At 66.6% G+C, this 22,975-nt stretch carries 15 protein-coding genes and 1 riboswitch; of the genes, 12 read left to right on the top strand and 3 right to left on the bottom strand.

What is annotated here, in order from left to right; genetic code table 11:
* The first annotated feature begins 6 nt into the window (after window positions 1–6).
* The 4 genes from PX52LOC_RS25635 (at window position 7) to PX52LOC_RS25650 (ending at window position 9,336) form a co-directional block, all read left to right on the top strand.
* Entirely contained in the window at window positions 7–849 is an 843-nt protein-coding gene (locus PX52LOC_RS25635; protein WP_149112755.1) for a prephenate dehydrogenase, read from the top strand.
* Window positions 833–3,730 (top strand): phosphoribosylformylglycinamidine synthase subunit PurL, encoded by a 2,898-nt coding sequence (purL, locus tag PX52LOC_RS25640; RefSeq protein ID WP_149112756.1) that lies wholly within the window; start codon window positions 833–835, stop codon window positions 3,728–3,730. The genes PX52LOC_RS25635 and purL overlap by 17 nt, the downstream gene beginning before the upstream one ends.
* A gap of 91 nt (window positions 3,731–3,821) precedes the next feature.
* Complete coding sequence (locus tag PX52LOC_RS25645; RefSeq protein ID WP_168219199.1) at window positions 3,822–6,206, top strand: DUF4159 domain-containing protein; 2,385 nt, start codon at window positions 3,822–3,824, stop codon at window positions 6,204–6,206.
* Between the two features lie 94 nt (window positions 6,207–6,300).
* Window positions 6,301–9,336, top strand: a complete 3,036-nt coding sequence (locus PX52LOC_RS25650) for a hypothetical protein (protein ID WP_149112758.1) — start codon at window positions 6,301–6,303, stop codon at window positions 9,334–9,336.
* A 140-nt stretch (window positions 9,337–9,476) separates the two neighbouring features.
* Here PX52LOC_RS25650 and PX52LOC_RS25655 read toward each other — a convergent pair whose 3' ends face one another.
* Genes PX52LOC_RS25655 through cobT form a run of 3 tightly spaced genes read right to left on the bottom strand, consistent with a single transcriptional unit; the run spans window position 9,477 to window position 11,796 of the window.
* Window positions 9,477–10,010 carry a histidine phosphatase family protein gene (locus PX52LOC_RS25655; protein WP_168219200.1) on the bottom strand — a complete coding sequence of 178 codons (534 nt, stop codon included), beginning with the start codon at window positions 10,008–10,010 and terminating at the stop codon, window positions 9,477–9,479.
* Between the two features lie 8 nt (window positions 10,011–10,018).
* Window positions 10,019–10,798, bottom strand: a complete 780-nt coding sequence (locus PX52LOC_RS25660; protein WP_149112760.1) for an adenosylcobinamide-GDP ribazoletransferase — start codon at window positions 10,796–10,798, stop codon at window positions 10,019–10,021.
* The gene (cobT, locus tag PX52LOC_RS25665; RefSeq protein ID WP_149112761.1) at window positions 10,795–11,796 is read right to left on the bottom strand and encodes a nicotinate-nucleotide--dimethylbenzimidazole phosphoribosyltransferase; all 1,002 of its coding nucleotides are present in this window, start codon (window positions 11,794–11,796) and stop codon (window positions 10,795–10,797) included. Before cobT ends, PX52LOC_RS25660 begins: the two co-directional genes overlap by 4 nt.
* 26 nt (window positions 11,797–11,822) lie before the next feature.
* Window positions 11,823–12,030, top strand: a riboswitch (cobalamin riboswitch).
* Between the two features lie 120 nt (window positions 12,031–12,150).
* On the opposite strand from cobT, the gene PX52LOC_RS25670 reads away from it, so the two are divergent.
* The 8 genes from PX52LOC_RS25670 to cobO are packed head-to-tail and all read left to right on the top strand — an operon-like array spanning window position 12,151 to window position 22,971.
* Window positions 12,151–12,825 (top strand): energy-coupling factor ABC transporter permease, encoded by a 675-nt coding sequence (locus PX52LOC_RS25670; protein WP_149112762.1) that lies wholly within the window; start codon window positions 12,151–12,153, stop codon window positions 12,823–12,825.
* Entirely contained in the window at window positions 12,822–13,133 is a 312-nt protein-coding gene (locus PX52LOC_RS25675; RefSeq protein WP_178132572.1) for an energy-coupling factor ABC transporter substrate-binding protein, read from the top strand. Before PX52LOC_RS25670 ends, PX52LOC_RS25675 begins: the two co-directional genes overlap by 4 nt.
* Window positions 13,120–13,872, top strand: coding sequence for a cobalt ECF transporter T component CbiQ (gene cbiQ / locus PX52LOC_RS25680; RefSeq protein WP_149112763.1), 753 nt, complete (start codon window positions 13,120–13,122; stop codon window positions 13,870–13,872). Before PX52LOC_RS25675 ends, cbiQ begins: the two co-directional genes overlap by 14 nt.
* Complete coding sequence (locus PX52LOC_RS25685; protein ID WP_149112764.1) at window positions 13,869–14,723, top strand: energy-coupling factor ABC transporter ATP-binding protein; 855 nt, start codon at window positions 13,869–13,871, stop codon at window positions 14,721–14,723. Before cbiQ ends, PX52LOC_RS25685 begins: the two co-directional genes overlap by 4 nt.
* On the top strand, window positions 14,713–19,053 hold the full coding sequence (cobN, locus tag PX52LOC_RS25690; protein ID WP_149112765.1) for a cobaltochelatase subunit CobN: 4,341 nt from the start codon (window positions 14,713–14,715) through the stop codon (window positions 19,051–19,053). Before PX52LOC_RS25685 ends, cobN begins: the two co-directional genes overlap by 11 nt.
* Window positions 19,050–20,861: an ATP-binding protein gene (locus PX52LOC_RS25695; protein WP_149112766.1), complete on the top strand. Its 1,812-nt coding sequence runs from the start codon at window positions 19,050–19,052 to the stop codon at window positions 20,859–20,861. Before cobN ends, PX52LOC_RS25695 begins: the two co-directional genes overlap by 4 nt.
* Window positions 20,858–22,369 (top strand): cobyric acid synthase, encoded by a 1,512-nt coding sequence (locus PX52LOC_RS25700; RefSeq protein ID WP_149112767.1) that lies wholly within the window; start codon window positions 20,858–20,860, stop codon window positions 22,367–22,369. Before PX52LOC_RS25695 ends, PX52LOC_RS25700 begins: the two co-directional genes overlap by 4 nt.
* A complete protein-coding gene (gene cobO / locus PX52LOC_RS25705; RefSeq protein ID WP_149112768.1) occupies window positions 22,366–22,971 on the top strand; it encodes a cob(I)yrinic acid a,c-diamide adenosyltransferase in 606 nt (201 codons plus the stop codon). Before PX52LOC_RS25700 ends, cobO begins: the two co-directional genes overlap by 4 nt.
* Window positions 22,972–22,975 lie beyond the last annotated feature (4 nt).

A 22,975-nucleotide genomic window follows, 5' to 3' on the forward strand; every position in this document is an offset into this window, starting at 1 on the left:
AGCCCCATGCTGTTCGACACTCTGACCATTCTCGGCGTCGGCTTACTCGGCGGGTCGCTCGGTCTGGCCGCGAAGTCTCGCGGCCTTGTGCGCCGGGTCGTCGGCGTCGGCCGGGATGCCGCGCGGTTGCGCGAGGCTCTAGCAGCCGGTCAACTCGACGAGTCCACCACCGACCTCGCCGCTGGCGTGCGCATCGCCGACCTCGTTGTGGTTTGCACCCCGGTCGATCTCATCCCGCAACAGGTGCGCGAACTGGCCGAAGTGGCGAAAGCCGGGTGCCTCGTCACCGACGTCGGGAGTACCAAGTCGGAAATCGTCGCCCGCCTTCGCGACCCTCTCCCGAACCGCGTGACGTTCATCGGCAGTCACCCGATGGCGGGGTCCGAGAAGAAGGGTTCGAATCACGCCACGCCGGACTTGTTCCAGGGCCGCGTGACGATCATCACGCCGACCGCCGACACCCCACCGCGGGCGTCGCAAGCCATTCACGAATTTTGGGAACGCATCGGCTGCCGGGTCGTGACAATGACCCCCGAGGAACACGACCGGGCCGTTGCGCTGGTCAGCCACCTGCCGCACGCGGTGGCGGCGGCGCTGGCCGGGGTGGTCGATCCCGCGTTGCTGTGCGTGTCGGCCGGCGGGTTCCGGGACACGACGCGGATCGCGTCCGCATCGGCTGCCATCTGGGAACCGATCTTCCGCACGAACCGCCGCGAGGTGTTGGCGTCGTGTGCGGCCTTCGCGGAGCGGTTTGACGAGTTCCGCCGGCTGCTCGAAGCTGAGGACGGGCCGGGGTTGATTCACTGGTTGAACGAAGGGAAACGGGTGCGCGATGCTCTGGGAAGTTGAAATCCGGCCGCTCGGCCGCGACGCCGAACGCGAACGGGTGTGCGACGAGTTCGACTTGCTGACGCACGGCACCCGCGGCGGCGACCTCGTGTCCGCGTCCAGCCGCGGCTACCTGTTGGAAGGCAACCTCGCGGCCCCCGACGTGGCGCGGTTTTGCAACGAGTTGCTCGTCGATCCGCTCGTCGAAAGTGTGAAAATTTCGCCGCTCGGCACGGTCCTGGACCACCCCGCCTTCACAGTGTTGCTCAAGCCCGGCGTCATGGACCCGGTAACGGAGAGCGTGCTGAAGGCCGCGAACGACCTGAACGTGCCGGTTTCCCAGGTTCGGACTTTCCGCCGGTACTTTTCGCACGAGAACCTACCGTCGCAGGACTGCGACACATTGGTGCGGAAGGTTTTGGCGAACGACGCCATCGAACAAGTCGTCATCGGCCCGCTGAAAAGCGACCACCTCGCCCTTGGCCAGCCGTACACGTTCAAGCTCATCACCGTGCCGTTGCGGAGCCTCGACGACGCCGGGCTGATGAAGGTGAGCAAGGACGGCCAACTGGCCCTCACGATCGAAGAGATGCGGACGATCCGCCAACACTTCCAGGAGCAGGACCGCGATCCGACCGACTGCGAACTGGAATCAATCGCTCAGACGTGGTCCGAACACTGTTCGCACAAGACGCTGAAGGGGCAGATCGCCTACTCCGAGACGATCGACGGCCGGACGCGGACGACGCACTACAAGAACATGCTGAAGGAGACGATCTTCGCGGCCACGCAAACGATCCGCCAGCGGCTCGGGGCCGACGACTGGTGCGTGAGCGTGTTCTCCGACAACGCCGGGGTGGTGAAGTTCGACGAGCAGTTCCACGTCTGCTTCAAGGTCGAGACCCACAACCGCCCGTCGGCCATCGAGCCTTACGGCGGGGCGAACACTGGCCTCGGCGGCGTCATCCGCGACGTTCTCGGTACGGCCCTCGGCGGCAAGCCGATCTGCAATACCGACGTGTTTTGCTTCGCGCCACCGGACTTCCCGCCGGAGGAGCTGCCGCCCGGCGTGCTGCACCCGCGGCGCGTCATGCACGGCGTCGTCGCCGGCGTCCGCGACTACGGCAACCGCATGGGCATCCCGACCGTCAACGGGTCCGTCTACTTCGAGGAACGCTACCTCGCCAACCCGCTCGTCTTCTGCGGCACCGTCGGGTTGATCCCGGTGGACAAGGCCGACAAGGAAGTGCGGGCCGGCGATCTGATCGTCGCGGTCGGCGGGCGGACCGGCCGCGACGGCATCCACGGCGCGACGTTCTCCTCCGAAGGGCTGACCGAGCAGTCGGAGAAGATCAGCGGCGGGGCGGTGCAGATCGGCAACGCCATCGCCGAGAAGAAAGTCCTCGACGTGATCCTGCAAGCCCGGGATTGGGGCTTGTACACGGCCATCACCGATTGCGGCGCCGGCGGCTTCAGTTCGGCCGTCGGCGAGATGGGGGCCGATCTCGGCGCGCGCGTCGAGTTGGAGAATTGCCCGCTCAAGTACGAGGGGCTGAGCTACACCGAAATCTGGATCAGCGAATCGCAGGAGCGAATGGTCCTGAGCGTGGCTCCGGAGAAGTGGGAACAACTGCGAAAGTTGTGCGAGGCGGAGAACGTCGAGGCCGCGGTCCTTGGCACCTTCGAGGCCACCGGCCGGTTGAAGCTCACCTACCACGGGCAGCAAGTCGCGGACGTGTCCATGCAATTCTTGCACGACGGCCGCCCGGAGATCGTTCGCTCGGCCGAGTGGACGAAACCCACCGTCGCCGCGACTTCGCCCCCGAAACCCCTGGCCCCGACGGACGCCCTGAAGGCGATCCTCGGCTCGTTCTCGGTTTGCTCGAAAGAATGGGTCATCCGCCAGTACGATCACGAAGTGCAGGGCGGCAGCGTCATCAAGCCACTCGTTGGCGTCGTCGAAGACGGCCCGTCCGACGCGGCGGTGGTCGCGCCGGTCCTCGGTTCCACTACCGGCATCGCCGTTGGCAACGGGCTAAACCCCCGCTACGCCGACCTCGACCCGTGGGCGGCAGCCGCCGCGGCGATTGACGAGGCGGTGCGGAACGTCGTAGCCGTCGGTGGCGACCCGACCCGTACGGCCATTCTCGACAACTTCTGCTGGGGGAACATCACCGACCCGCAGATGCTCGGTGCGCTCGTTCGCACGTCCGAGGCTTGCCGCGACGTAGCGTTGGCCTACGGCACACCGTTCATCAGTGGTAAGGACAGCCTGAACAACGAATACCGCTCCGCAAACCGCAAGATCAGCATTCCGCACACCCTGCTGATTTCGTCGCTGGCGCACGTTACCGACGTGACGCGGTGCGTGACGATGGACCTGAAGGAAGCGGGCAACGACCTCTACCTCGTGGGCGTCACGAAGGACGAACTCGGCGGCTCGCACTACCACGTCGTCAACGGGGCGACCGGCGGCCGGCCGCCGTGCCCGGATTTAACACAGGCCCCGAAGCTCTTCGCCGCCGTTCACCGGGCGATCACATCGGGTCTGGTCCGCGCTTGCCACGACCTCAGCGAAGGTGGTCTGGCCGTCGCGGTGGCCGAGATGGCGTTTGCCGGCGGAATCGGAGCCGATGTCACTGGCCTGGCGGCGATCTCGACGGAAGGGGAACTGTCCGACGGGGTGAAGCTCTTCAGCGAATCGACGACTCGCTTCGTTCTCGAAGCGAAGCCGGGATCGGCGGCGGACCTGAAAGCCGTCTTCGACGGCCTTCCGTTCGCCAAGATTGGTACGACCGTCGCCGACCAACGGCTCCGAATCGCATCGTCGGCCGGCGAATGGCTGGTGTGGGCAAAGTTATCGGAACTCAAGGACGCCTGGCAGAAGCCGTTGCGCTGGTGAGCGAAAATCAAATCAACGCCCGGCCGCGACGAAGGTTAGAATGGGAGAGGGGCCACTGCCCCCGGTCCGCCCGGTACCGGCGAGGAACGTCATGCTCAGCTTCCGCACTCTGTTCGTCGCGCTGTCCCTAGCTGTTACATTCCCCACTCTCGCGTCGGCCGCCGATCCGGAAAAGGACTTCGTCACCCGCGTCAACCGCGCGATCGAAAAGGGGAAGAAGTTCCTCATCGAACGCGAGGGCGGTAAGGGAAACTGGGAGGGGCTACTCCTCGAAACGATCGGCGATCAAGTCGGAGGCCAAACGGCGCTCGCGACACTCGCCCTGCTGACGAGCGGCGTGCCGGCGGAAGACAAGGTCGTTCAACGCGGGCTGGACTACCTCCGCAAGCTCGAACCGCGGAAGACCTATGTCGTTGCCCTCTCGACGATGGCCTTCGCCGAGGCCAAACAGAAGTCCAAAGACCTCGACCGCATTCAGAAGAACACCGAGTGGCTGCTCGCCAACAGCATCCGCGACAAGGGCAAACTCATCGGCTGGAGCTACCCGTCGCACATCGTCCCGGACGCCTCGAATACGCAGTACGCATTGCTCGGCCTGTACGCCGCGAAGCAGGCGGGGGTGAAGATCGACGACAAGCACTGGGAAGAAATCCGCGACCTCTACATCCGCATTCAGAAGCCGGCCGGCCACTGGGTCTACAACTACAGCGGCGCGGCCGGCGGCCTGGACGGGCCGAGCTTTTCCATGACCACGGCCGGCGTTTGCGGGCTACTCATCGCCGGCATGGGGTTGAACGACAGCCAGCAACAGCTCAACGAGATCACCGGCGTGGCCGCGAACTGCGGTGTGTACACCGCGAACGAGCCGCTCGCCAAGGGGATGAAGTGGATTTCCGACCGCTTCTCGTTCGACACCGCCCCCGGCCTGAAGTCGGTGTATTACAACGTCTACGGCCTCGAACGCCTCGGCCGCATTTCCGGCCAGCGGTTCATCGGCAAGTACGACTGGTACCGCGAGGGGTGCGATTACCTCACGCGCGTCCAGAACGATAACGGCTCGTGGGTCGGGGAAGGGGGGGCGGCCGACCGGTTCCCCACGATCTCCACGAGTTTCGCGCTCATGTTCCTGGCGAAAGGGAAGACGCCGATCCTCTTGACGAAACTGGCGTTCGACACGCTCGGCGACCCGGACAACGTGATCGGCTGGAACCGCAAGCAGAGCGACGTGCGGAACCTGACCGAGTTCGCCAGTCGTGAACTTTTCAACGGCACGAACTTGGCCTGGCAAGTCTACGACGGCCGGAAGATCGAACTCTCAGGCGAGAAACTCCAGACGGAAGTCGAATCGCTCCTCGCGTGCCCGGTGGTTTACTTCAACGGCCACACGCGACCGAACCTCACGGGGGCGCAGCGCGACCTCCTGAAGAAGTACGTGGACGAGGGCGGCTTCGTGCTGGCGGAAGCCTGCTGCGGCAGCGAGGAGTACACGCGCGAGTTCCGCGCTTTGATGCGCGAACTGTTCCCGGAGAGCAAACTTGAGCCGATGAAACCGGAACACGCGATCTGGCGGTCGTTCTTCAGTGTCTCGCCGGCCGACATCGCCGGCGTCGAGTGCATGGAACGCGGTTGCAAGACGGTCGTCGTTCTCTGCACGAAGCCGCTCGCCGGGTACTGGGAAGAGAACCGCTTCATGGTCTCGAAGGGCACGCCGGCGAAGAACCAGGGCCAACGGGCGTACCAGTTCGCTGGGAATGTGATCGCGTACGCGACCGGGATGCAACCGCCCGAACAGCGCGGCACGAAGGTGGCCATCGCCGCCGACCCGAAGAAAGACCTCAGCCCGCCGCGGAGTGCGCTCAAGCCGGCCCAGTTGGTCGTACAGTCGGAGACGCCGCCCGCCCCGGCCGCCATGCGGAACCTGATGGCCCACGTCAAGACGAGCACTGGCGTCGATACCGTGCTCGCGGCCCAACTCGTGCGACCGAACGACCCCGAACTCGATAAGTACAAGTTCATCTACCTGCATGGGCGAAAAGAGTTCGACCTGAGTTTGTCTGAAGTCACCAACCTCGCGGCTTGCCTGGACACGGGCGGCCTGCTGTTCGCCGACGCGGCTTGCGGGAAGCCGGGGTTCGACAAGTCCTTCCGCGAACTCGTCCCCAAGCTCTTCGAGGGGCGAAAACTGGAACCGATCCCGGTGGACGATGAACTCTATTCCGCCAAGATCAACGGCGTGGCGATCACGTCGGTCCAGCGGCGAGAGAAGTCTGACGGCACCGGTACCGACGGCGGGTACAAGGACTTGCCGCCGCTCCTGGAAGGGGTCAAGATCGACGGCCGGTGGGTGGTCATTTACAGCAAGTACGACATCGGCTGTGCGCTCGAACGCCACAAGTCCACCGAGTGCCTCGGGCACACACCGGAAAGCGCGTTGAAACTCGCGACGGCGGCCGTCCTGTACTCGCTCAAGCGATAAGGCCGGCCGGGTACAACCTTGAGACGCACGGGTTGAGTCCAACCCGTGCGTCGAGCTTTTGAACGACGCCTTACCGCGTCGGGGAGATCGCGGCGTGACGACGCTCTCGAACGATCCGGGGGAACTCGAACGGCACTTTCGCCGGCGCGCCCCGAACCTGCGGTTCGTGTCCGAGCGGATGCTGAACCGCGTCTTGGCCGCGATGGTGAAGGCCGGTGTTCGCGTGCCCCTGACCGCTTACGCGCCGGTGTGGGTGGACCGGGATGCCGCCCGAGGGTTCGGCGTACCCTCGGAGTTGATCACCGACGCCGATTCGAGTCTGCTGCTCGTCACCCCGCCGGACGACCGGCTTCTCCACGATCTCGACGACGCGACAGTCCTGACGGTTTACGACCGGCTCCTCAATCGGGCGGAGGTACTGAGGGTTCTCGGCGACCCCGCCGCGTGGCCGGATGCGGAACTCACGCGGCGATTTCACACGCTCTCCGAACCGATCCGCCGGGAAATTCGCTTCGTGCTTCAGGCCGAGCGCTTGCTCCCGCCCGAGCCGACGGACGCCGAGGTGTGCCGGGCGTTCCTTCCGCTCTTCTGGGAACTCGCGAAGAACCGTCGCACCGCACTGGCGGACTACTTCCCACTGTTGGCGGCCGCCGGACCCATTGACGAATCGATCCTGGCGGGACTGCCGCAAGCGGCAGTCTCGACGGCCCCTCTACCAGCGTTGCCAACAAGAGAGGAGGTTGTCACGCCCGACGTTGACGTGCGCGCCATCCTCGACCACTCGCGGAATGTCGTGCGGACGGCCATCCAATACTACCGCCGGCCGGAAGACCGAGCCGTTGGCGTTGCGATTCTCCGGGACGGCCTGGGAAATCTGCTCGCCGACGCCCTTCACTGGGACCGCGAACGGTCCGAACACTGGAAGGCGATTCTGACGGCGATTCTCCCGCACACTCAGGGCGGGCGGTGGACCCCGGCCGCGAAAGCCCTCTACGAACTTCAGGCGCTTGCACTCGACCGCCGCGATCACTTGTCCGCCGTCGCCCCCTTCGAGTGGCTCCGCTCCTGGGGCCGTCGATCCCTCCGGCAGTCTCTTGATAAAGCCCGGGACGTGATTCTGCTGCGGCACCTGGCGAAGGCGAAGAAGCAGACCGAGCGGGTGGAGCTTTCGCAAGCGGTGCGGGACGAGTTGCACGAACGGCTCGAAGAAGAACGGCACGCGGCGGAATCGCGCATCCGCGAGACGCTCGGCCCCGTCGTTCGCGCGGCCCTCACGCGGGCGGGGTTGGTCCCGGACAACCGCGTTGACGGGATCGCCCGCGACAAGCTGGTCGGCGAGCTGTTGGACGGCGTCTGTTCCCGCGGGTTCTTCCGGCTGTCGGACCTGCGGGACGCGCTCGCCCGCAACGATCTGAAACTGCCCGACCTGTCCGGACCGGGAGAACTGTGGAAGGGGGACGCGCTCCTCCGCGCCGACAAACTGCTGGGCGAAGACCTGTTCGGTATCTACCAGCGCGGCGAAGTTTACCTCCGCGGCATCCAGCGGTTGAGCGCGACCGCCTTCGGCACGCCGGCCGGCCGGGCCGTCACGCTCTACCTGTTCGTGCCGTTCCTCGGGGCGTACCTCGGGCTGGAGTTCCTCCAACACATTCTCCACGCCGTCCTGCGGGTGGCCGCGCTCATCGACCCGCCGCCCGAACCGCACCCCCATCACCACGGCCCCCACCTCGTGACGTGGTGGTCGATGCTACTCGTCGGGGGGGCGTTGTTGCTACTGGTCAACTCGCCGGCCACGCGGGAAATCGCCAGCCGGGTTTTACGGGCTGTCGGCACGATCTTGAGTGCCACCTTCATCGTGCTCCCCCAACGAATCTGGGCCTTGCCACCTGTGCAGGCCGTCGTGCGGAGTTGGGTGGTCACGGTGCTGTGGCAGAATCTGGCCCTGCCGCTCCTGATCGGCGGGGGCGTGTTTGGTGTGGCCGTGCTGTACGACCTCTCGATCCCGCGGGCCGTCTTCGTCGGCGGTCTGGCGTTCGTCGGGTCGGTTGCCCTGCTGGTCACCCCCACCGGGCGGCAGATTTACGAGCGGCTCGCGGAAGGCGTTCTCGACACCGGCCGCTACGTCTGGGCCAGCCTCATCCCCGGCATCGTCTCGTGGATCGTTTGGCTGTTCCGGGAAATCGCCGCGGCCGTCGAACGCCTGCTGTACACCGTCGATGAATGGCTCCGCTTCCGCGACGGGCAGTCGAAGGAATCGCTCGTCCTGAAGACGGTCCTCGCGGTCGTCTGGTTCCCGATCGCCTACGTGGTGCGGTTCGTGTTTTACTTGCTCGTCGAGCCGCAGGTCAACCCGGTGAAGCACTTCCCGGTCGTGACGGTGTCGCACAAGGTCATTTGGCCGATGGTCCCGCAACTCTCGGGACTACTCGGCATCTCGGATTGGTACGTCGCGATGATGGTCAACGGTGTGCCCGGCATCTTCGGCTTCATCGCGTGGGAGTTGAAGGAGAACTGGCGGCTCTACGCCTCGAATCGCCCGGAGAACCTTCAGCCGGTCGCGGTCGGGCACCACGGCGAAACCGTCCGCCGCCTGTTCCGCCCCGGCTTCCACTCGGGCACCGTGCCGAAGCTCTACCGGAAACTTCGATTGCTGCACGACTCCGCCACCGACCTGCCCGCGAAAGTCGAGAAGGTCCACGACGAACTGCACCACCTCGCCGAATCGCTGAGCCATCTGGTGGAACGAGAATTGTTCCCGCTGTTGAACGAGCCGCACCTCTCGCTCGGTCGAGTGACACTCGGCTGTCAGCGGGTCGGTGTGGAGTTGGCAAATGGCACCGCCGACCCGCTCGTGCTGGCCTGGGAACTCGAAGGAGACGCCGTATTCGCGGACGTGGTTCGTCGCGGTTGGCTGGCGAGCATCGACGACGCCCGAACCAAGACCGTGCTCATGGCCGTCGCCGGTCTGAACGCGAAGGCCGCCGTACCCAACCCGGTCCGATGGGAAGACTGGGTCAAGTTCTGGGGCACGACGCCGACGGCGACACCACCTATTCCGACCCCAACACCGCCCGAGACCAGTCCATCGGCCGAAGCCCTGCCGAAGCCTTCTCCAGAACGTACAGGTTGATCACCGGGAAGCCGGTGAAGGGGGGGCTCACCATCCTGCGATGGTCTTTCGTCTGCGACGCTCAGTCGCGGTGTTACACTTGTTGGCCCATCGCTAGGTGATCCGCGACGAGGTCGCCGGCCTGGAGGCCGGTGGACGCCTTACGATATCGAAACGATCTGACCGGGTCGGGGGATTAACTTGACCCACTCGGCAGCGGGTACGCCCTGAAGCGTGCCCAGGATCGCGGCGATCGGGCCGCCGTGTGCGATGGCGATCGAGTGGCCGTCGGCGGGCAGTTCGTGGTACCACGCCAGCGCGCGGTCGCGCATTTCGAAAAGCGTCTCACCGCCCGGCGGTCGCCACGAGTCCGGGGCCTGAATTATGCCCATCATTTCCTCGCCCGTCTCGGCGTAGATGTCGTCCCAGCGACGCAACTCCCACGTCCCGAAGTGGCGCTCGCGCAGCCGAAAATCGGCGACGGTTGGGATCCCGATCCTCTCTGCCAATCCCTCCGCGACCACCGCGGTGCGGCTCAGTCCGGTGTGGACGATCCGGGTGACGGATCGTTGGGAGAGGATCACGACCAGTTCTCGGGCGACGGCGATTCCTTCCGGTCCTAACGGTACGTCGCTGGCCCCGTAGCAGAATCCCACGATGGAATCGGCCACCGGCGGGTGGCGAACGAGAGTCACTGTACGGCTCATATGATCGGCCGGGCTGTGGCGGCGAGCAGGACGACCAGTTGGGCGAAGTAACACCCCGCCCCCAAACAATCGCCGGTGACGCCGCCGAGCCGCCGCCGCACGTACCAACCCCACAAGGCCGTCATCAGGCCGACCGCGATCACCGCCGCCGAACACCGGATCGGGTCAACGACGGCGAAACCCACAACCCCCGGCACGGCGAGCAGCAAACCGACGGCGACCGCGGGCCAGCCCACTCGTTGGCCCACGTCTTTGGCCAACCCGTCGCGGTTCGTCACCGGCGGAATGGCGGACATCAGCAACAGCGCGGCCCATCGCCCGAGCGTCCCGGCGGCGATGGCGACCGCGAGAATCTGTTCGGGGGGAATCGCCAACAGGCCCGCGGTCCGGAGAGTGACGGCCAGGATTAAACCGAGGCCGCCGAAGCTGCCGATGCGGCTGTCCTTCATGATCCGCAGCACGTCTTCGCGCGACCAGCCGCCGCCGAAGGCGTCGCAACAATCGGCGACCGCGTCCTCGTGGAAGCCGCCCGTCAGCAGGGCCTCGACGATCAGGCCGAGCACGACCGCGATCAGGGCGGGCCAGAGTAATTGTGTCAGGCCGATGATGCCGCCGGTGAACGCGCCGACGAGTGCCCCGATCAACGGGAAGTAGACGACGGCCGATTTCAACAGGCCCGGATCGGCGTTCGGCCGGTTCATCCCCCCCGGCAGCGGAACGCGCGTCAGAAACTGTACGGCCGTGACGGCCGCGTGCCACTGGTGGCGGATCGTCATTGCACGCCGGCCTCGTGCAGCATGGCCATCCCCATGATGGCGGCCGCCGCGTCCAGCAGGGGCATCGCGATGAGTGCGCCGGTCCCTTCGCCCAACCGCATCCCCCAGTTGTCCAGGATGGGCTTCAACCCGAGTTGCCGTAACGCGACGGCGTGGCCGGGTTCGGCCGATCGGTGGGCGGCGATCATCTGTCGCGCGGTCCCCGGCCACAGCCGCTCCGCCACGAGTGCTGCCGACGTGGCGATGAACCCGTCCAGAACGACGGTCCGCTTCAGAACCGCGGCCCGGCGGTAGAAGCCCGCCATTGCGGCGATCTCAAGTCCACACACGGCGGCGATTGCAGTCTCGGGGTCCGTCGGCAGCTTGCCGCGAACGCGGTCAACGGCCTCGCCGACAACTCGCCGCTTGCGTTCGAGGATCGCATCGTCCGCACCGGCCCCTAAGCCGACCGTTTCGTCCGTCGGTGAACCTGTGAGCAGCGATGTCAGGCAACTCGCCGGGGTCGTGTTGCCAATCCCCATTTCGCCCGCGGCCACGACGACCATCCCGGCTTCCGCCGCGGACTCAGCTTGCTTCTCGCCCACGGCGACCGCCTGCCGGAACTCGTCCACCGTCAGTGCCGGTTCGCGGGCCAGATTCCGCGACCCCGCCCGAACCTTCCAGACGTGGAGGGTTGCCTCGGGCGAGGTCGGCCCCAGAGTTCCCACGTCCACGACTCGCAGGTCCGTGCCCGTGGAGGCGGCGAGGACGCTGCTCGCGGCCCGACCGCGGGCGATGGTCCGCACCATGAGTTGCGTTACTTCCGACGGCCACGCCGTCACGCCCTCGGCCACGACGCCGTGGTCGGCCGCGAAGAGAACGATCCGCCGCGGGGTCGTCTTCGGGGTGAGCGTCTGTTGCAGGTGACAGAGTTGGGCCGCCAAATCTTCCAGTCGGCCGAGACTGCCGGGCGGCTTCGCGAGCGAGTTGAGGTGAGCGGCAACCTCGGCCGGGGTCATGGGGTTGTTCCTGTGCGGGGTGGTGACTATGTTTACGAACGACAGGTTTCGCCGAGCGGAATTTTTCCCCGGCGAGTGAAAAGGGAAGTCGGTTTGAATCCGACGCGGGCCCGCCGCTGTGATCGGCCAGGTTCGGAATCACGTGTGCCACTGCAAGGTGAAATCTTGCGGGAAGGCCATTCCGAACCGTTATGAGCCGAAAGCCAGAAGACCTGCCTGTCGCGAATGACGATCCGACGCCTCGGGAGCAGGCCGCCGGACGGCCAGGCACATTTTCCCGCCGACCGTGGCGGCTGTCCCTGTCCTTCCCGCGCTTCTTCCGAACCGGATGAGAGTCGTGAGGGAAGGTCCGCAATGCACATCATGGAAGGCTACCTCCCGGTCACCCACGCCGTCGGCTGGGGGATTGCTTCGGGCACGATTCTGACGTACTGCGTCTGGTCCGTGGGGCGGTCCCTCCGATCGCGACCGCAGGACAAGTTCCTCCTCGCCGCGTCATCCGCCTACATGTTCACCCTGTCTGCCCTGAAACTGCCGTCGCTGACGGGCAGTTGCTCACATCCCACCGGCGTCGGCCTGGGGGCGGTCCTCTTCGGCTGGCGGCCGATGGTCGTGAGCGGCTTCATCGTCCTGCTCTTCCAAGCCCTCTTGCTCGCGCACGGCGGGTTAACGACACTGGGTGCGAATCTGTTCGCGATGGGGATCGCCGGGGCCTGGGTGGCGCGAGGTGTCTACAGCCTCGCGCGGACGGCCCGGTTGCCGTTTCGGGTGGCCACCTTTCTCGCCGCCGCCCTCGGGGATCTGGCGACTTACGTTGTCACGGCCGCCCAACTGGCCTGGGCGTTCCCCGACCCGGCCGGCGGGTTCGTCGCGTCGTTCACCAAGTTCCTCGGCGTGTTCGCGATCACGCAGGTTCCCCTGGCGGTTGCCGAGGGGTTGCTGACGGTCCTGGTGATGAACGCCCTCATGGCCTACGACCGCCGGGAACTGGAAACCCTCGGCGTCGTTCCACAAGGGGGAACCGCGTGAACAAGTTCTGGAACGCCCTGCTCGTACTCGCCGTGATCGGGTTGATTTGCGTCCCCCTTGCTCTCCATGAGAAGGGGGACGAAACACAGACCTTTACCGGGACGGACGACCAGGCCCAACAGGCGATCAAAGATGTGAACCCGGACTACTCGCGGTGGGCCGAGCCGCTTTGGACCCCTCCGAGCAGTGAAGTCGCATCGCTGTTGTTCGCCGTTCAGGCCTCGCTGGGGACGTTGGTGTTGGGTTACGTTCTCGGCTTCTACCGCGGCCGCGCGACGCGGGACGGAAGAGCGAATGAACGCGCGTGAAATCTACGACCCTGACAACCGCTGGCGACTGCGCCACCCGGCCGAGAAGGCCGTCTTCGCGGGCGGGATGCTCCTGTTGTCCGTCGCGGCCCCTTCGGGTGTCGTGCTCGGTGTTGTCCTGGCGACCGTCACGGCCACGACGCTCCTGCTGGCGGCCGTTTCGTGGCGGAAGTTCGCCGGCGGGATGGCCGCCCCGTTCGGATTTCTGCTCGTGGGAGCGATCCCGGTTTTGGTCGCGTCGGGCGTGAACCCCGACACCCAGGAAGCGGAATGGCGGCTCGACGTTGCCGCGGCCGGGCACTTGGTTTTGCGAGGGCTGACCGCCACGGCCTGCCTCGTGAGCTTTGCCACGACGACCTCGCTGCCGGAATTCCTCGGCCTGCTGAGGGCCATCCGCTGTCCCGAAGTCCTGACGGAGTGGATGTTGTTGACGTACCGCTTCTCGCAATCGCTGCTGCTCACGGTCGCGTCGGCCCACCTCGCCCAACAACTCCGCCTGGGCCTCGGAAGCCCGCGGGCTCGCGTTCGGGCGGCAGGGCTTTTGGGGGCCAATCTGTTGCCGCGCAGTTTCGAGAAGGCCAAGCGGCTCGAACGCGGGTTGGAATGCCGCGGCTACGACGGCCAACTGCGAACTCTCTCGCCGCGGCGTCGCGTGTCGTGGCCGGTGCTGGGGTTGGTCGTAGCCGTGCAAATCCTCCTCGCGGCGTGGGCCGTTGCCGCCGGGCGAGGGAATCTGTGAGCGAACCGATCCTCGAAGCCCGGAACGTCGAGTACGCCTACCCCGGCGGCATCGTCGGGTTGGCGGGAGTCACTCTGGCCGTTGACGCCGGCGAGAAACTCGCGCTGCTCGGGGCGAACGGGTGCGGGAAGACGACGCTCCTGCTCAGCCTCTGTGGCGTGTTGAAGCCTCGCAGCGGCGAGGTCCGACTGTCCGGCCGCTTGGTTGAATACACGCGGGCGGGGTTGCGAAATCTTCGGCAGCGGGTCGGCACACTCTTGCAGGACGCGGACGACCAATTGTTCGCCGGGAGTATCTACGAAGACGTTTCCTTCGGCCCCCTCAACCTCGGGTGCACCGAAGCGGAAACCCGCCAGCGGGTCGAGCAAGCCCTGGCCGCGATGGAACTGACGGACCTCGGCGACCGGCCGCCGTACCGGCTGAGCGGCGGGCAGAAGAAGCGTACGGCCCTCGCCGGCGTCGCGGCGATGAAGCCCGCAGTGATTTTGCTCGACGAACCGACGGCGAACCTAGACCCGCACGCTAGCACCGATCTCCTGGCCTTACTGGATCAGATGCATGGGCAGGGGACGACGATCGTGTTCTCTACGCACGACGTCGATCTGGCCTACGCCTGGGCGGATCGCATCGCCGTCCTCGACGGCGGTCGCGTGTCGGCGTGCGGATCGCCGGAAGAAATCTTCGGCGACGGTCAGGCCGTTCGCGGGAGTGGCCTCCGAACGCCCTGGGTACTCGACGTGGTGAACGCCTTGCAACCCTCGGCGCTCTGGCCGTCCGAACTTCGTCCACCCCGAACGCCCGCCGCGCTCGTGAAACAGCTCGCCGCCATGAGGATTGAGAATGTCCGGTAAGCCGAGCAAAGAGCGTATCGTCCGCACCGACGGCAAGCCGATTTTCATGCAGCCGAAGCGCGGCCACCTGCTCATCTGCGCCCGCGGCTGCTGCTGCGGGCACACCGAGCGGAACATCCCGGCCGTGCCGATCGACTTCATCAAGGAGGAGTACAAGCGGCGGAAGATCCGCGACCGCGTGCAACTGACAATGGCCGGCTGCCTCGGCCCGTGCCCGTTGGCGAACGTCGCGCTCCTGTTCTTCGACGGCAAGCCGATGTGGTTCCAGGCCATCGACCGGCCGAGTCAGTACGTGATGCTGTACGACTACATCGACAAGATGCTCGACGCCGACAAGCTATTGCCCCCGCCGCTGGAACTCGCCGACCGCCTCTTCAACTATTACGCTTGGGCGAACTGCCAGGGCGGGGACGTGTCTGCCGAGGTCCGGGCGATCGTCGAGGGCACGGCGGCCGGGCTGCTGTTGCTGACGCACGCTGACACGGATGTGCTGACGGTGCAACGGTCGCTCGCGGAGTTGCCGCCCGGCTTTCCGCCGGTGCGGGCGGCCAGCCTGAACCGACTGCGGCGAGAGGAAGACCTGGTCGAAGTTGTCGTCAACCGTGGCAAGGTGCCGCAGGTCGTGATCGTGCGGCTGCACGGCAGTCTGCGGTCACTGCCCGGTGTGGACCGCCTGAGAGAGCTCGTCCGCGAGAGCGGCGGCCACCTCCTCTTCGTCAACGGCGTCGGCGTGCCCGACCCGGAACTGGAAGCCGCGTCCACCGCCCCGCCCGCGCTCCTGATGGAGACGATGGCCTACCTGTTGGCCGGCGGTCGGTCGAACCTCTCGCACATGGCCCGATTCCTCTCCGACACGCTGTTGCTCAGCGGCCACGGCTATGACCGGCCGACGGAACAGCCGCAGCACGGCATTTACCACCCCGACCTGGCCCCCGACGCGACGCTCGCCGACTGGCTCGCCCACCGCGACCCGACCCGACCGGCGGTAGCGATCCTCTTCTACCGTGCCCACTGGATGAGCGGGAACCTCGACTTCGTTGACACGTTCGTCGACGTGCTCGATGAACTCGGCGTGGACGCGCTGCCGGTATTCACGTCGTCGCTGAAGGATCAGGTTGCCGGCAAGCCGGCCGCGTTTAATCTGCTCTGCGATTCGAGTGGGCCGGTGATTGACTCGGTGATCTGCACTCAGTCGTTCTCCCTCGGCGACGGGCGAGACGGCCCCGAAGCCCTGAAATGGCTCGACCGGCCGATCCTCCAGGCGATCATCGCCGGCACGTCGTTCGACCAGTGGGATGCCAGTCCCCGCGGCCTCGGCCCCCTCGACACGGCGATGAACGTGGCCCTGCCGGAGCTCGATGGCCGCATCATCACCGTGCCGATTTCGTTTAAGGAAACCGTGTCGCCGGACGGGCCGCCGTCCCGTCGGGCACTGCCGACGGTGGACGCGATTCCAGAGGGCGACGTGCCGGGTCAAGTGATCCGCTACGTCGGCGAGCGGGGCCGGATCGAACTCGTCGGCCGTCTCGCCGCCCGCTTCGCGACCCTGCGGCGGAAGCCGAACCCCGAGAAGCGGATCGCGTTTATCCTGACCAACAGCGCCGGCAAGGCGAACCGCGTGGGCAACGCCGTCGGCCTCGACGCCCCCGCCTCGTTGTTCGAGATTTTCGACGCGATGGCCGAGGCCAGATACGCCGTCGAGAACCCGTTCGCGACGTCCGACGAGTTGATCCACACCCTCATCGACCGCGGCTGCTACGACGAAACGTACCTGACGCCCGATCAGGTGGCGGACGCGGCCGTTCGGGTTCCAGTCGAGACGTACCTCCGCTGGTACGCGGAGCTTCCCGAATCGCGGCGGAAGCTGATGGAGGCGAAGTGGGGGCCGCCGCCGGGCACGGCCTACCTGCACGACGGCCACCTTTGCCTCGCCGGGCTGGAACTCGGCAATGCCCTCGTGGCCCTGCAACCACCGCGCGGCTACGGCATGGACCCGCAGGCGATCTACCACCGGCCGGACCTGCCGCCACCACACTACTACTACGCGCTCTACCGCTGGCTGAAGGACGTGTGGGGGGCGGACGCGATCGTCCACGTCGGCAAGCACGGGAGCGTCGAGTGGCTGCCGGGCAAGGGCGTCGGCCTGTCGCATGAGTGCTTCCCGGAGGCAATGCTCGGCGACCTGCCGCTGTTCTACCCGTTCATCCTCAGCGACCCCGGCGAGGGGATGCAGGCGAAGCGGCGCAGCCGGGCGGTCATCATCGACCACCTCATCCCGGCGATGACGACCGCGGACTCCTACGGCGAACTCGACCAGCTCATGCAGTTAGTGGACGAGTACTACCAGGTCGAGATGCTCGACCCGTCGAAGCTGCCGCTATTGCAGCAACAAATCTGGGACTTGATTCGCCGGGCGAATCTGGACGAGGACTTGAAGCAGGTCTTCAAGCAGGACCACGGCGACCACAAGCACGAGTGGGACGAGGGCGTGACCGCCGACGGCACCCCGCTGTCGTTGGCGAACCTGCAAGGCCGCGAGTTCGCCCACGTCGTCGAAGACCTCGACGGCTACTTGTGTGAACTGGCCGGGGCACAAATCCGCGACGGCCTGCACACCTTCGGCCGGCCGCCCGAGGGCGAGCAGTTGGTGGACTTGGTGCAATCGCTCGTGCGGTTGCCGAATCTGGACACGCCGAGCCTGCGGGGTGTTCTCGCCGAGGCGTTCGGCCTGAGTCTGGACGAACTGTTGACGAATCGCGGGAAGCGGTTCGACGCTCCCCCGGACCTCTCGGCCCGCGCCGGCCGGGTTCTGTTCACCCACGCGGACGCCCTGCAAAGCCTGGACGAACTCGGCAAGCACCTCCTCGACTCCCTGCGGCACGAAGAGTATACTCTCGCCGCGATCGCCCCGCTCCTCCGGCGGGAGTTGCCCGACGGCCCGGCAGTCGCACGGGTTGCCGCGGTGCTGACGCACGTCTGTCAGCGGTTGGTTCCCATCGTCGGCGAATCGACCGACGAAGTGACGAATCTGCTCCGCGGTCTCGACGGCCGGTACGTTCCGGCAGGGCCGAGCGGCGCGCCGACGCGGGGTATGGCTCACATCCTGCCGACCGGCCGAAACTTTTACGCCCTTGATCCGCGGGCGCTGCCGTCGCCGGGGGCGTGGCGCGTCGGGCAGGAACTCGCCCGCGAGGCGGCCGAGCGGCACCGCCGCGAGACTGGCGAGTGGCCGGAGACGGTCGGCCTGAGCGTGTGGGGCACGAGCGCCATGCGGACGCAGGGCGACGACGTGGCGCAGGTGTTCGCACTGCTGGGCATCCGCCCCGTCTGGCACGAGCAGAACCGCCGCCTCACCGGGTTCGCCGTGATTCCGCTCGCCGAACTCGGCCGCCCGCGGATCGACGTGGTTGTGCGGATCAGCGGCTTTTTCCGCGACGCCTTCCCGCACGTCGTCCGCGTCCTCGACGAAGCCGTCGCCGCGGTGGCCCGTCTGGACGAACCACCCGAGATGAACTTCCTCCGCAAGCACTTCCTGGCCGACCTCGAGAACACGACCGCCGACTGCTCGGCGCAGACTGAACGGCAAGCCCTGTACCGCGTGTTCAGTTCGCCGCCGGGATGCTACGGGGCGGGCATCTTGCCGCTCATCGACGAGAAGAACTGGTCGAGCGACGCCGACCTCGCCACGGCCTACGTCAACTGGGGCGGGTACGCCTACACTGGCGACGACGTGGGCATTGACGCGCGAGACACCTTCCGCCACCGGCTCGCGGGGGTACAGGTGGCCTTGCACAACCAGGACAACCGCGAGCACGACATCTTCGACAGCGACGACTACCTCCAGTTCCACGGCGGCATGATCGCCACCATCCGCGCCCTGACGGGGAAGCAACCACGGCACTATTTCGGCGACACCCAAGACCCGGCCCGCCCGGCCGTCCGAGACTTAAAGGAGGAAGCTCACCGCGTCTTCCGCAGTCGCGTCGTGAACCCGAAGTGGATCGAGGGCATCAAGCGGCACGGGTACAAAGGCGGCCTCGAACTCGCCGCGACGGTGGACTATCTCTTCGGCTTCGACGCGACGGCCGAAGTGATCGACGACTGGATGTACGAGCGGCTGGCCCAGGCTTACGCCCTCGACTCCGACACGCAGAACTTCCTGGCGGCCAGCAACCCGTGGGCGCTGAAGGCGATTGCCGACCGCCTTTTGGAAGCGGCCCACCGCGGCCTCTGGGAGAACCCGAACCCGGAGACGCTGGCCGCGATTCAGGCGGTCCACCGGGCGGGCGATGACCTGCTCGAAGCTCGAACGGAGGCCGCCTCGTCGTGACTTACCCGTTTTCGGCCGTCGTCGGGCAAGACCTGCTCAAGCGATCGCTGCTGCTGAACGCGGTCTGTCCGGCCCTCGGCGGCGTGCTGATCGCAGGTGATCGTGGCACGGCCAAGACCACCACGGCCCGCGCTTTCGCAGCCCTGCTGCCGCCCATTCACGTCGTCCGGGGCTGTCCGTTCCGCTGCGATCCGGCCGCTGTCTGGCGCGAGTGCCCTCATTGCGGCGGGCGAGAGGCGGTCGAGGTCGAAACGATCCCGGCTCCGTTCGTCGAACTCCCCCTGGGGGCAACGGAAGACCGCGTGGCCGGGTCGCTGGAAATCGAGCGATCGCTGCGCGAGGGCCGCCCCGTGTTCCAACCGGGCCTTCTGGCCACGGCCCACCGGGCGGTGTTGTACATCGACGAAGTCAATCTCTTGGCCGACCACCTCGTCGATCTTCTGTTGGACGCGGCTGTGAGTGGGACCAACACGGTCGAGCGGGAGGCTATCACCCTACGGCACCCGGCCCGCTTCATCCTGATCGGCAGCATGAATCCGGACGAGGGCGAGTTGCGGCCGCAGTTGGCAGACCGCTTCGGTCTGCGGGTCAACGTCACCACTTCGACGGACCCGCGTGAGCGGGCGGAGGCCACGCGACGGCGACTGGCTTACGACGCCGACCCGGTTCTCTTTCAAGGCCAGTGGGCGAGGGAGGATCGTGCGTTGACCGCCCAAATCACGGTCGCACGAGATGTCTTCCCTTCCACCCTGTTGACCGAGGGGCAAACGCTTCAGATCGCGGAAACGTGTTGCGAAGAACACGTCGAGGGCTTGCGGGCTGATCTCGCGCTGAGCCGGGCTTCGCGGGCGATGGCGGCCGTGGCCGAACGTACCCAGGTGATGGCCGACGATTTGCGGGCGGCGGCGGAACTCGTCCTCCCGCAGCGACGGCGACCGAAACCCGCCCCGCCCGCCCCGTCTCCGCCGTCGGACTGGTTTTCGGGGCCGTCGCCGGATCACTCGGGGACCACCGAAGAAAGCGTCACACCGCCCGGCCCTGTCCTGTCGTTGCCGAAGTTATTCGCGCCGACGGAGGCGAAACAAGATTCGCCAGATCGGGGACGGCGAAACCCGTTGCCCGACCAGCCCAACGGCCGATCCGTGCGAACGGTTCGTCACGCGGCGAGTTCCAGCGTCGCCCTGGACGCGACCTTGCGAGCTGCGGCCCAGCGAGGTGTGGGCCAGGTTCGGCCGGAGGATTTGCGGTACAAGCTCCGCGAAGAACGCCAGAGGTCACTGGTCCTCTTCGTCGTCGATGCGTCCGGCTCGATGGGGGCACGCCGCCGGATGGAAGCGGTGAAGGGGGTCGCCCTCGGCCTGCTCGCCGACGCCGGCCGCCAGCGGGACGAGGTGGCGGTGATCGCGGTCCGCGGTTCGCGGGCCGAGTGCTTGCTCTCGCCCACGGCCAAGGTTCCCGTCGCCGAACACGCCTTCGCCCGCTTGCCGACGGGCGGCCGAACGCCACTCGCCCATGGCCTCACGCTGGCGGCCGAGTTGACGGCGGAACGCCTGGCGGCTGTCCTGCTCGTCGTCGTCAGCGACGGGAAGGCGAACGTGCCTTTGCCCGGCACGGACGGCGATCCGTGGGAGCAATCGTTGGTCGCGTGTTCCCGGCTCACCCGATCGAACCTGCGGGCCATCGTGATCGATGCCGAAAGTTCGGGCGGGGGCAAGGCGGAAGAGTTAGCGATCGCCCTCGGCTGCGCGTGCCACCCCTTGGAGACGCTTTCGGCGGCCACGATCCGGCAGGCGGGGGCCGTTCCATGAAGCCGGCGCGCACGCTCATGGTGCAAGGCACGAGTTCGTCAGTCGGCAAGAGTTTGCTGACCGCCGGGCTGTGTCGGCTGTTCGCGCGGACCGGCCTGCGAGTCGCGCCGTTCAAGGCTCAGAACATGTCGAACAACGCGGCGGTGTGCGCCGACGGGGCCGAGATCGGCCGCGCGCAGGCGCTGCAAGCCCTCGCCGCCGGGGTCGAGCCGACGGCGGACATGAACCCGGTCTTGCTGAAGCCGGAGGCGGACAGCCGGTCGCAGATCGTCGTCAACGGCAAGGTGTGGCAGACGCTCCCCGCCCGTAGCTACATCGAGCGCAAGCAATTCCTCTGGGGCCACGTTACCGCCGCCCTCGATCGGTTGCGGGCGGATCACGACCTCGTCGTAATCGAAGGGGCAGGCAGCCCGGTCGAGTTGAACCTGAAGGCCGGCGACATCGTCAACATGGCCGTGGCGAAGTACGCGAGCGCTCCGGTCCTGCTCGTCGGCGACATCGACCGTGGTGGCGTCTTCGCCCAACTGCTCGGCACATTGTCGCTTTTTTCGGCCGAAGAACGCGCGCGGGTGCGCGGCCTCATCGTGAACAAGTTCCGCGGCGACCCGACACTGTTCGAGGACGGCGTCCGTATCCTGGAAGATCGCGGCGGCGTGCCGGTGCTCGGCGTCGTGCCTTACCTGCCACGGCACGGTCTGCCGGACGAGGACGCGGTCGCCATCGAAACGGAAACACCGTCGGGAATCGGACCCATCGAAATCGCCGTGATCCGCCTGCCGCGGATCGCTAACTTCGACGACTTCGACCCGCTGCGAAATGAGCCGGGCGTCCGCCTCCGTTTCGTGGACTCGCCGTCGCACTTGGGCCGACCCCATGCGGTGATTCTGCCCGGTACCAAGAGTACGACGGCCGACCTGTTCTGGCTCCGCGACCGCGGGCTGGCCGAACCGATCGTCCGGCTGGCGGCGGCGGGCACGGCAGTCGTCGGCATCTGCGGCGGCTACCAGATGCTCGGCCGGACAATTCGCGACCCTCAGTCCGTCGAGTCGTCGGTGCGGGAAGTGGTCGGGTTGGGTTTGCTCGATGTCGAAACGACGTTCGCCGCCGAGAAGGACACGCACCCGGTGCGGGCCGAATTCCTCTCCGCGGCCGGCTGGATGGCGAGCGTTTCGGGAACGACCGTCACCGGCTACGAAATTCACATGGGTCGAACGCCGACGCCGTTGCCGCTGTTCGCGATCACGTCTCGTCGCGCGGTGGACGTGCGAGTCGAGGACGGTTGCGCCACGCCGGACGGCCGCGTGTGGGGGTGCTACCTCCACGGCCTCTTCGCCAACGACGGCCTCCGTCGGGCGTGGCTCGCCTCGCTCCATGCCGGGTTCGAAGCGAGGGCCGAGGCGCACGAGAGCCGGTTGCAGGCCGGGCTGGACCGCTTGGCCGATGGGATCGCCGCGGCGATCCCGTTCGACAGGTTGCGAGGCCTCGCAATCGAAGGAGTACGGACATGAGTGACGACCTGAACGAACAACACCGTCAGAAGATGGTCCGCCGCAAGGAGGCCCACGACCGCAAACTCGCGGCGGCGACGCAGGAAAAGGGCCTCATCATCGTGAACACCGGGGCGGGCAAAGGCAAGACCACGGCCTCGCTCGGCATTGTGTTCCGCGCCCTCGGTCACGGGTTGAAGGTGGGTGTTGTCCAGTTCACGAAAGGGGCCATCGCCACCGGCGAGGCTGCCCTGGCGAAGAAGCTCGCGCCGCAGCTCGAATGGTACGTCCTCGGCGAAGGCTTCACCTGGGAGACGCAGGACCGCGAACGCGACGTGGCCAATGCGCACCAGGCATGGCAGACGGCCGTGCGACTGCTCCGCGATCCCATCTTCGACCTCGTGGTCCTCGACGAGTTGAACATTGCCCTTCGGTACGACTACCTCTCCTTGGACGAGGTGCTGGCCGAACTGAAAGGGAAGCGCGAGATGTTGCACATAGTCGTGACCGGCCGGAACGCAAAGGCCGAACTGGTCGAACTCGCCGACCTCGTCACCGACATGACGCTCGTAAAGCACCCGTTCCGCAGCGGCATCAAGCCGCAACGCGGGATCGAGTTTTGAACCC

It is taken from the genome of Limnoglobus roseus, assembly GCF_008254045.1.
GTDB lineage: Bacteria > Planctomycetota > Planctomycetia > Gemmatales > Gemmataceae > Limnoglobus > Limnoglobus roseus.

What these genes read in the sequence shown, in the direction of transcription:
- PX52LOC_RS25635 (WP_149112755.1), top strand. Translation starts at nt 7, where the DNA reads ATGCTGTTCGACACTCTGACCATTCTCGGCGTCGGCTTACTCGGCGGG.
- purL (WP_149112756.1), top strand. Translation starts at nt 833, where the DNA reads ATGCTCTGGGAAGTTGAAATCCGGCCGCTCGGCCGCGACGCCGAACGC.
- PX52LOC_RS25645 (WP_168219199.1), top strand. Translation starts at nt 3,822, where the DNA reads ATGCTCAGCTTCCGCACTCTGTTCGTCGCGCTGTCCCTAGCTGTTACA.
- PX52LOC_RS25660 (WP_149112760.1), bottom strand. Translation starts at nt 10,798, where the DNA reads ATGACGATCCGCCACCAGTGGCACGCGGCCGTCACGGCCGTACAGTTT.
- cobT (WP_149112761.1), bottom strand. Translation starts at nt 11,796, where the DNA reads ATGACCCCGGCCGAGGTTGCCGCTCACCTCAACTCGCTCGCGAAGCCG.
- PX52LOC_RS25670 (WP_149112762.1), top strand. Translation starts at nt 12,151, where the DNA reads ATGCACATCATGGAAGGCTACCTCCCGGTCACCCACGCCGTCGGCTGG.
- cbiQ (WP_149112763.1), top strand. Translation starts at nt 13,120, where the DNA reads ATGAACGCGCGTGAAATCTACGACCCTGACAACCGCTGGCGACTGCGC.
- cobN (WP_149112765.1), top strand. Translation starts at nt 14,713, where the DNA reads ATGTCCGGTAAGCCGAGCAAAGAGCGTATCGTCCGCACCGACGGCAAG.
- PX52LOC_RS25700 (WP_149112767.1), top strand. Translation starts at nt 20,858, where the DNA reads ATGAAGCCGGCGCGCACGCTCATGGTGCAAGGCACGAGTTCGTCAGTC.
- cobO (WP_149112768.1), top strand. Translation starts at nt 22,366, where the DNA reads ATGAGTGACGACCTGAACGAACAACACCGTCAGAAGATGGTCCGCCGC.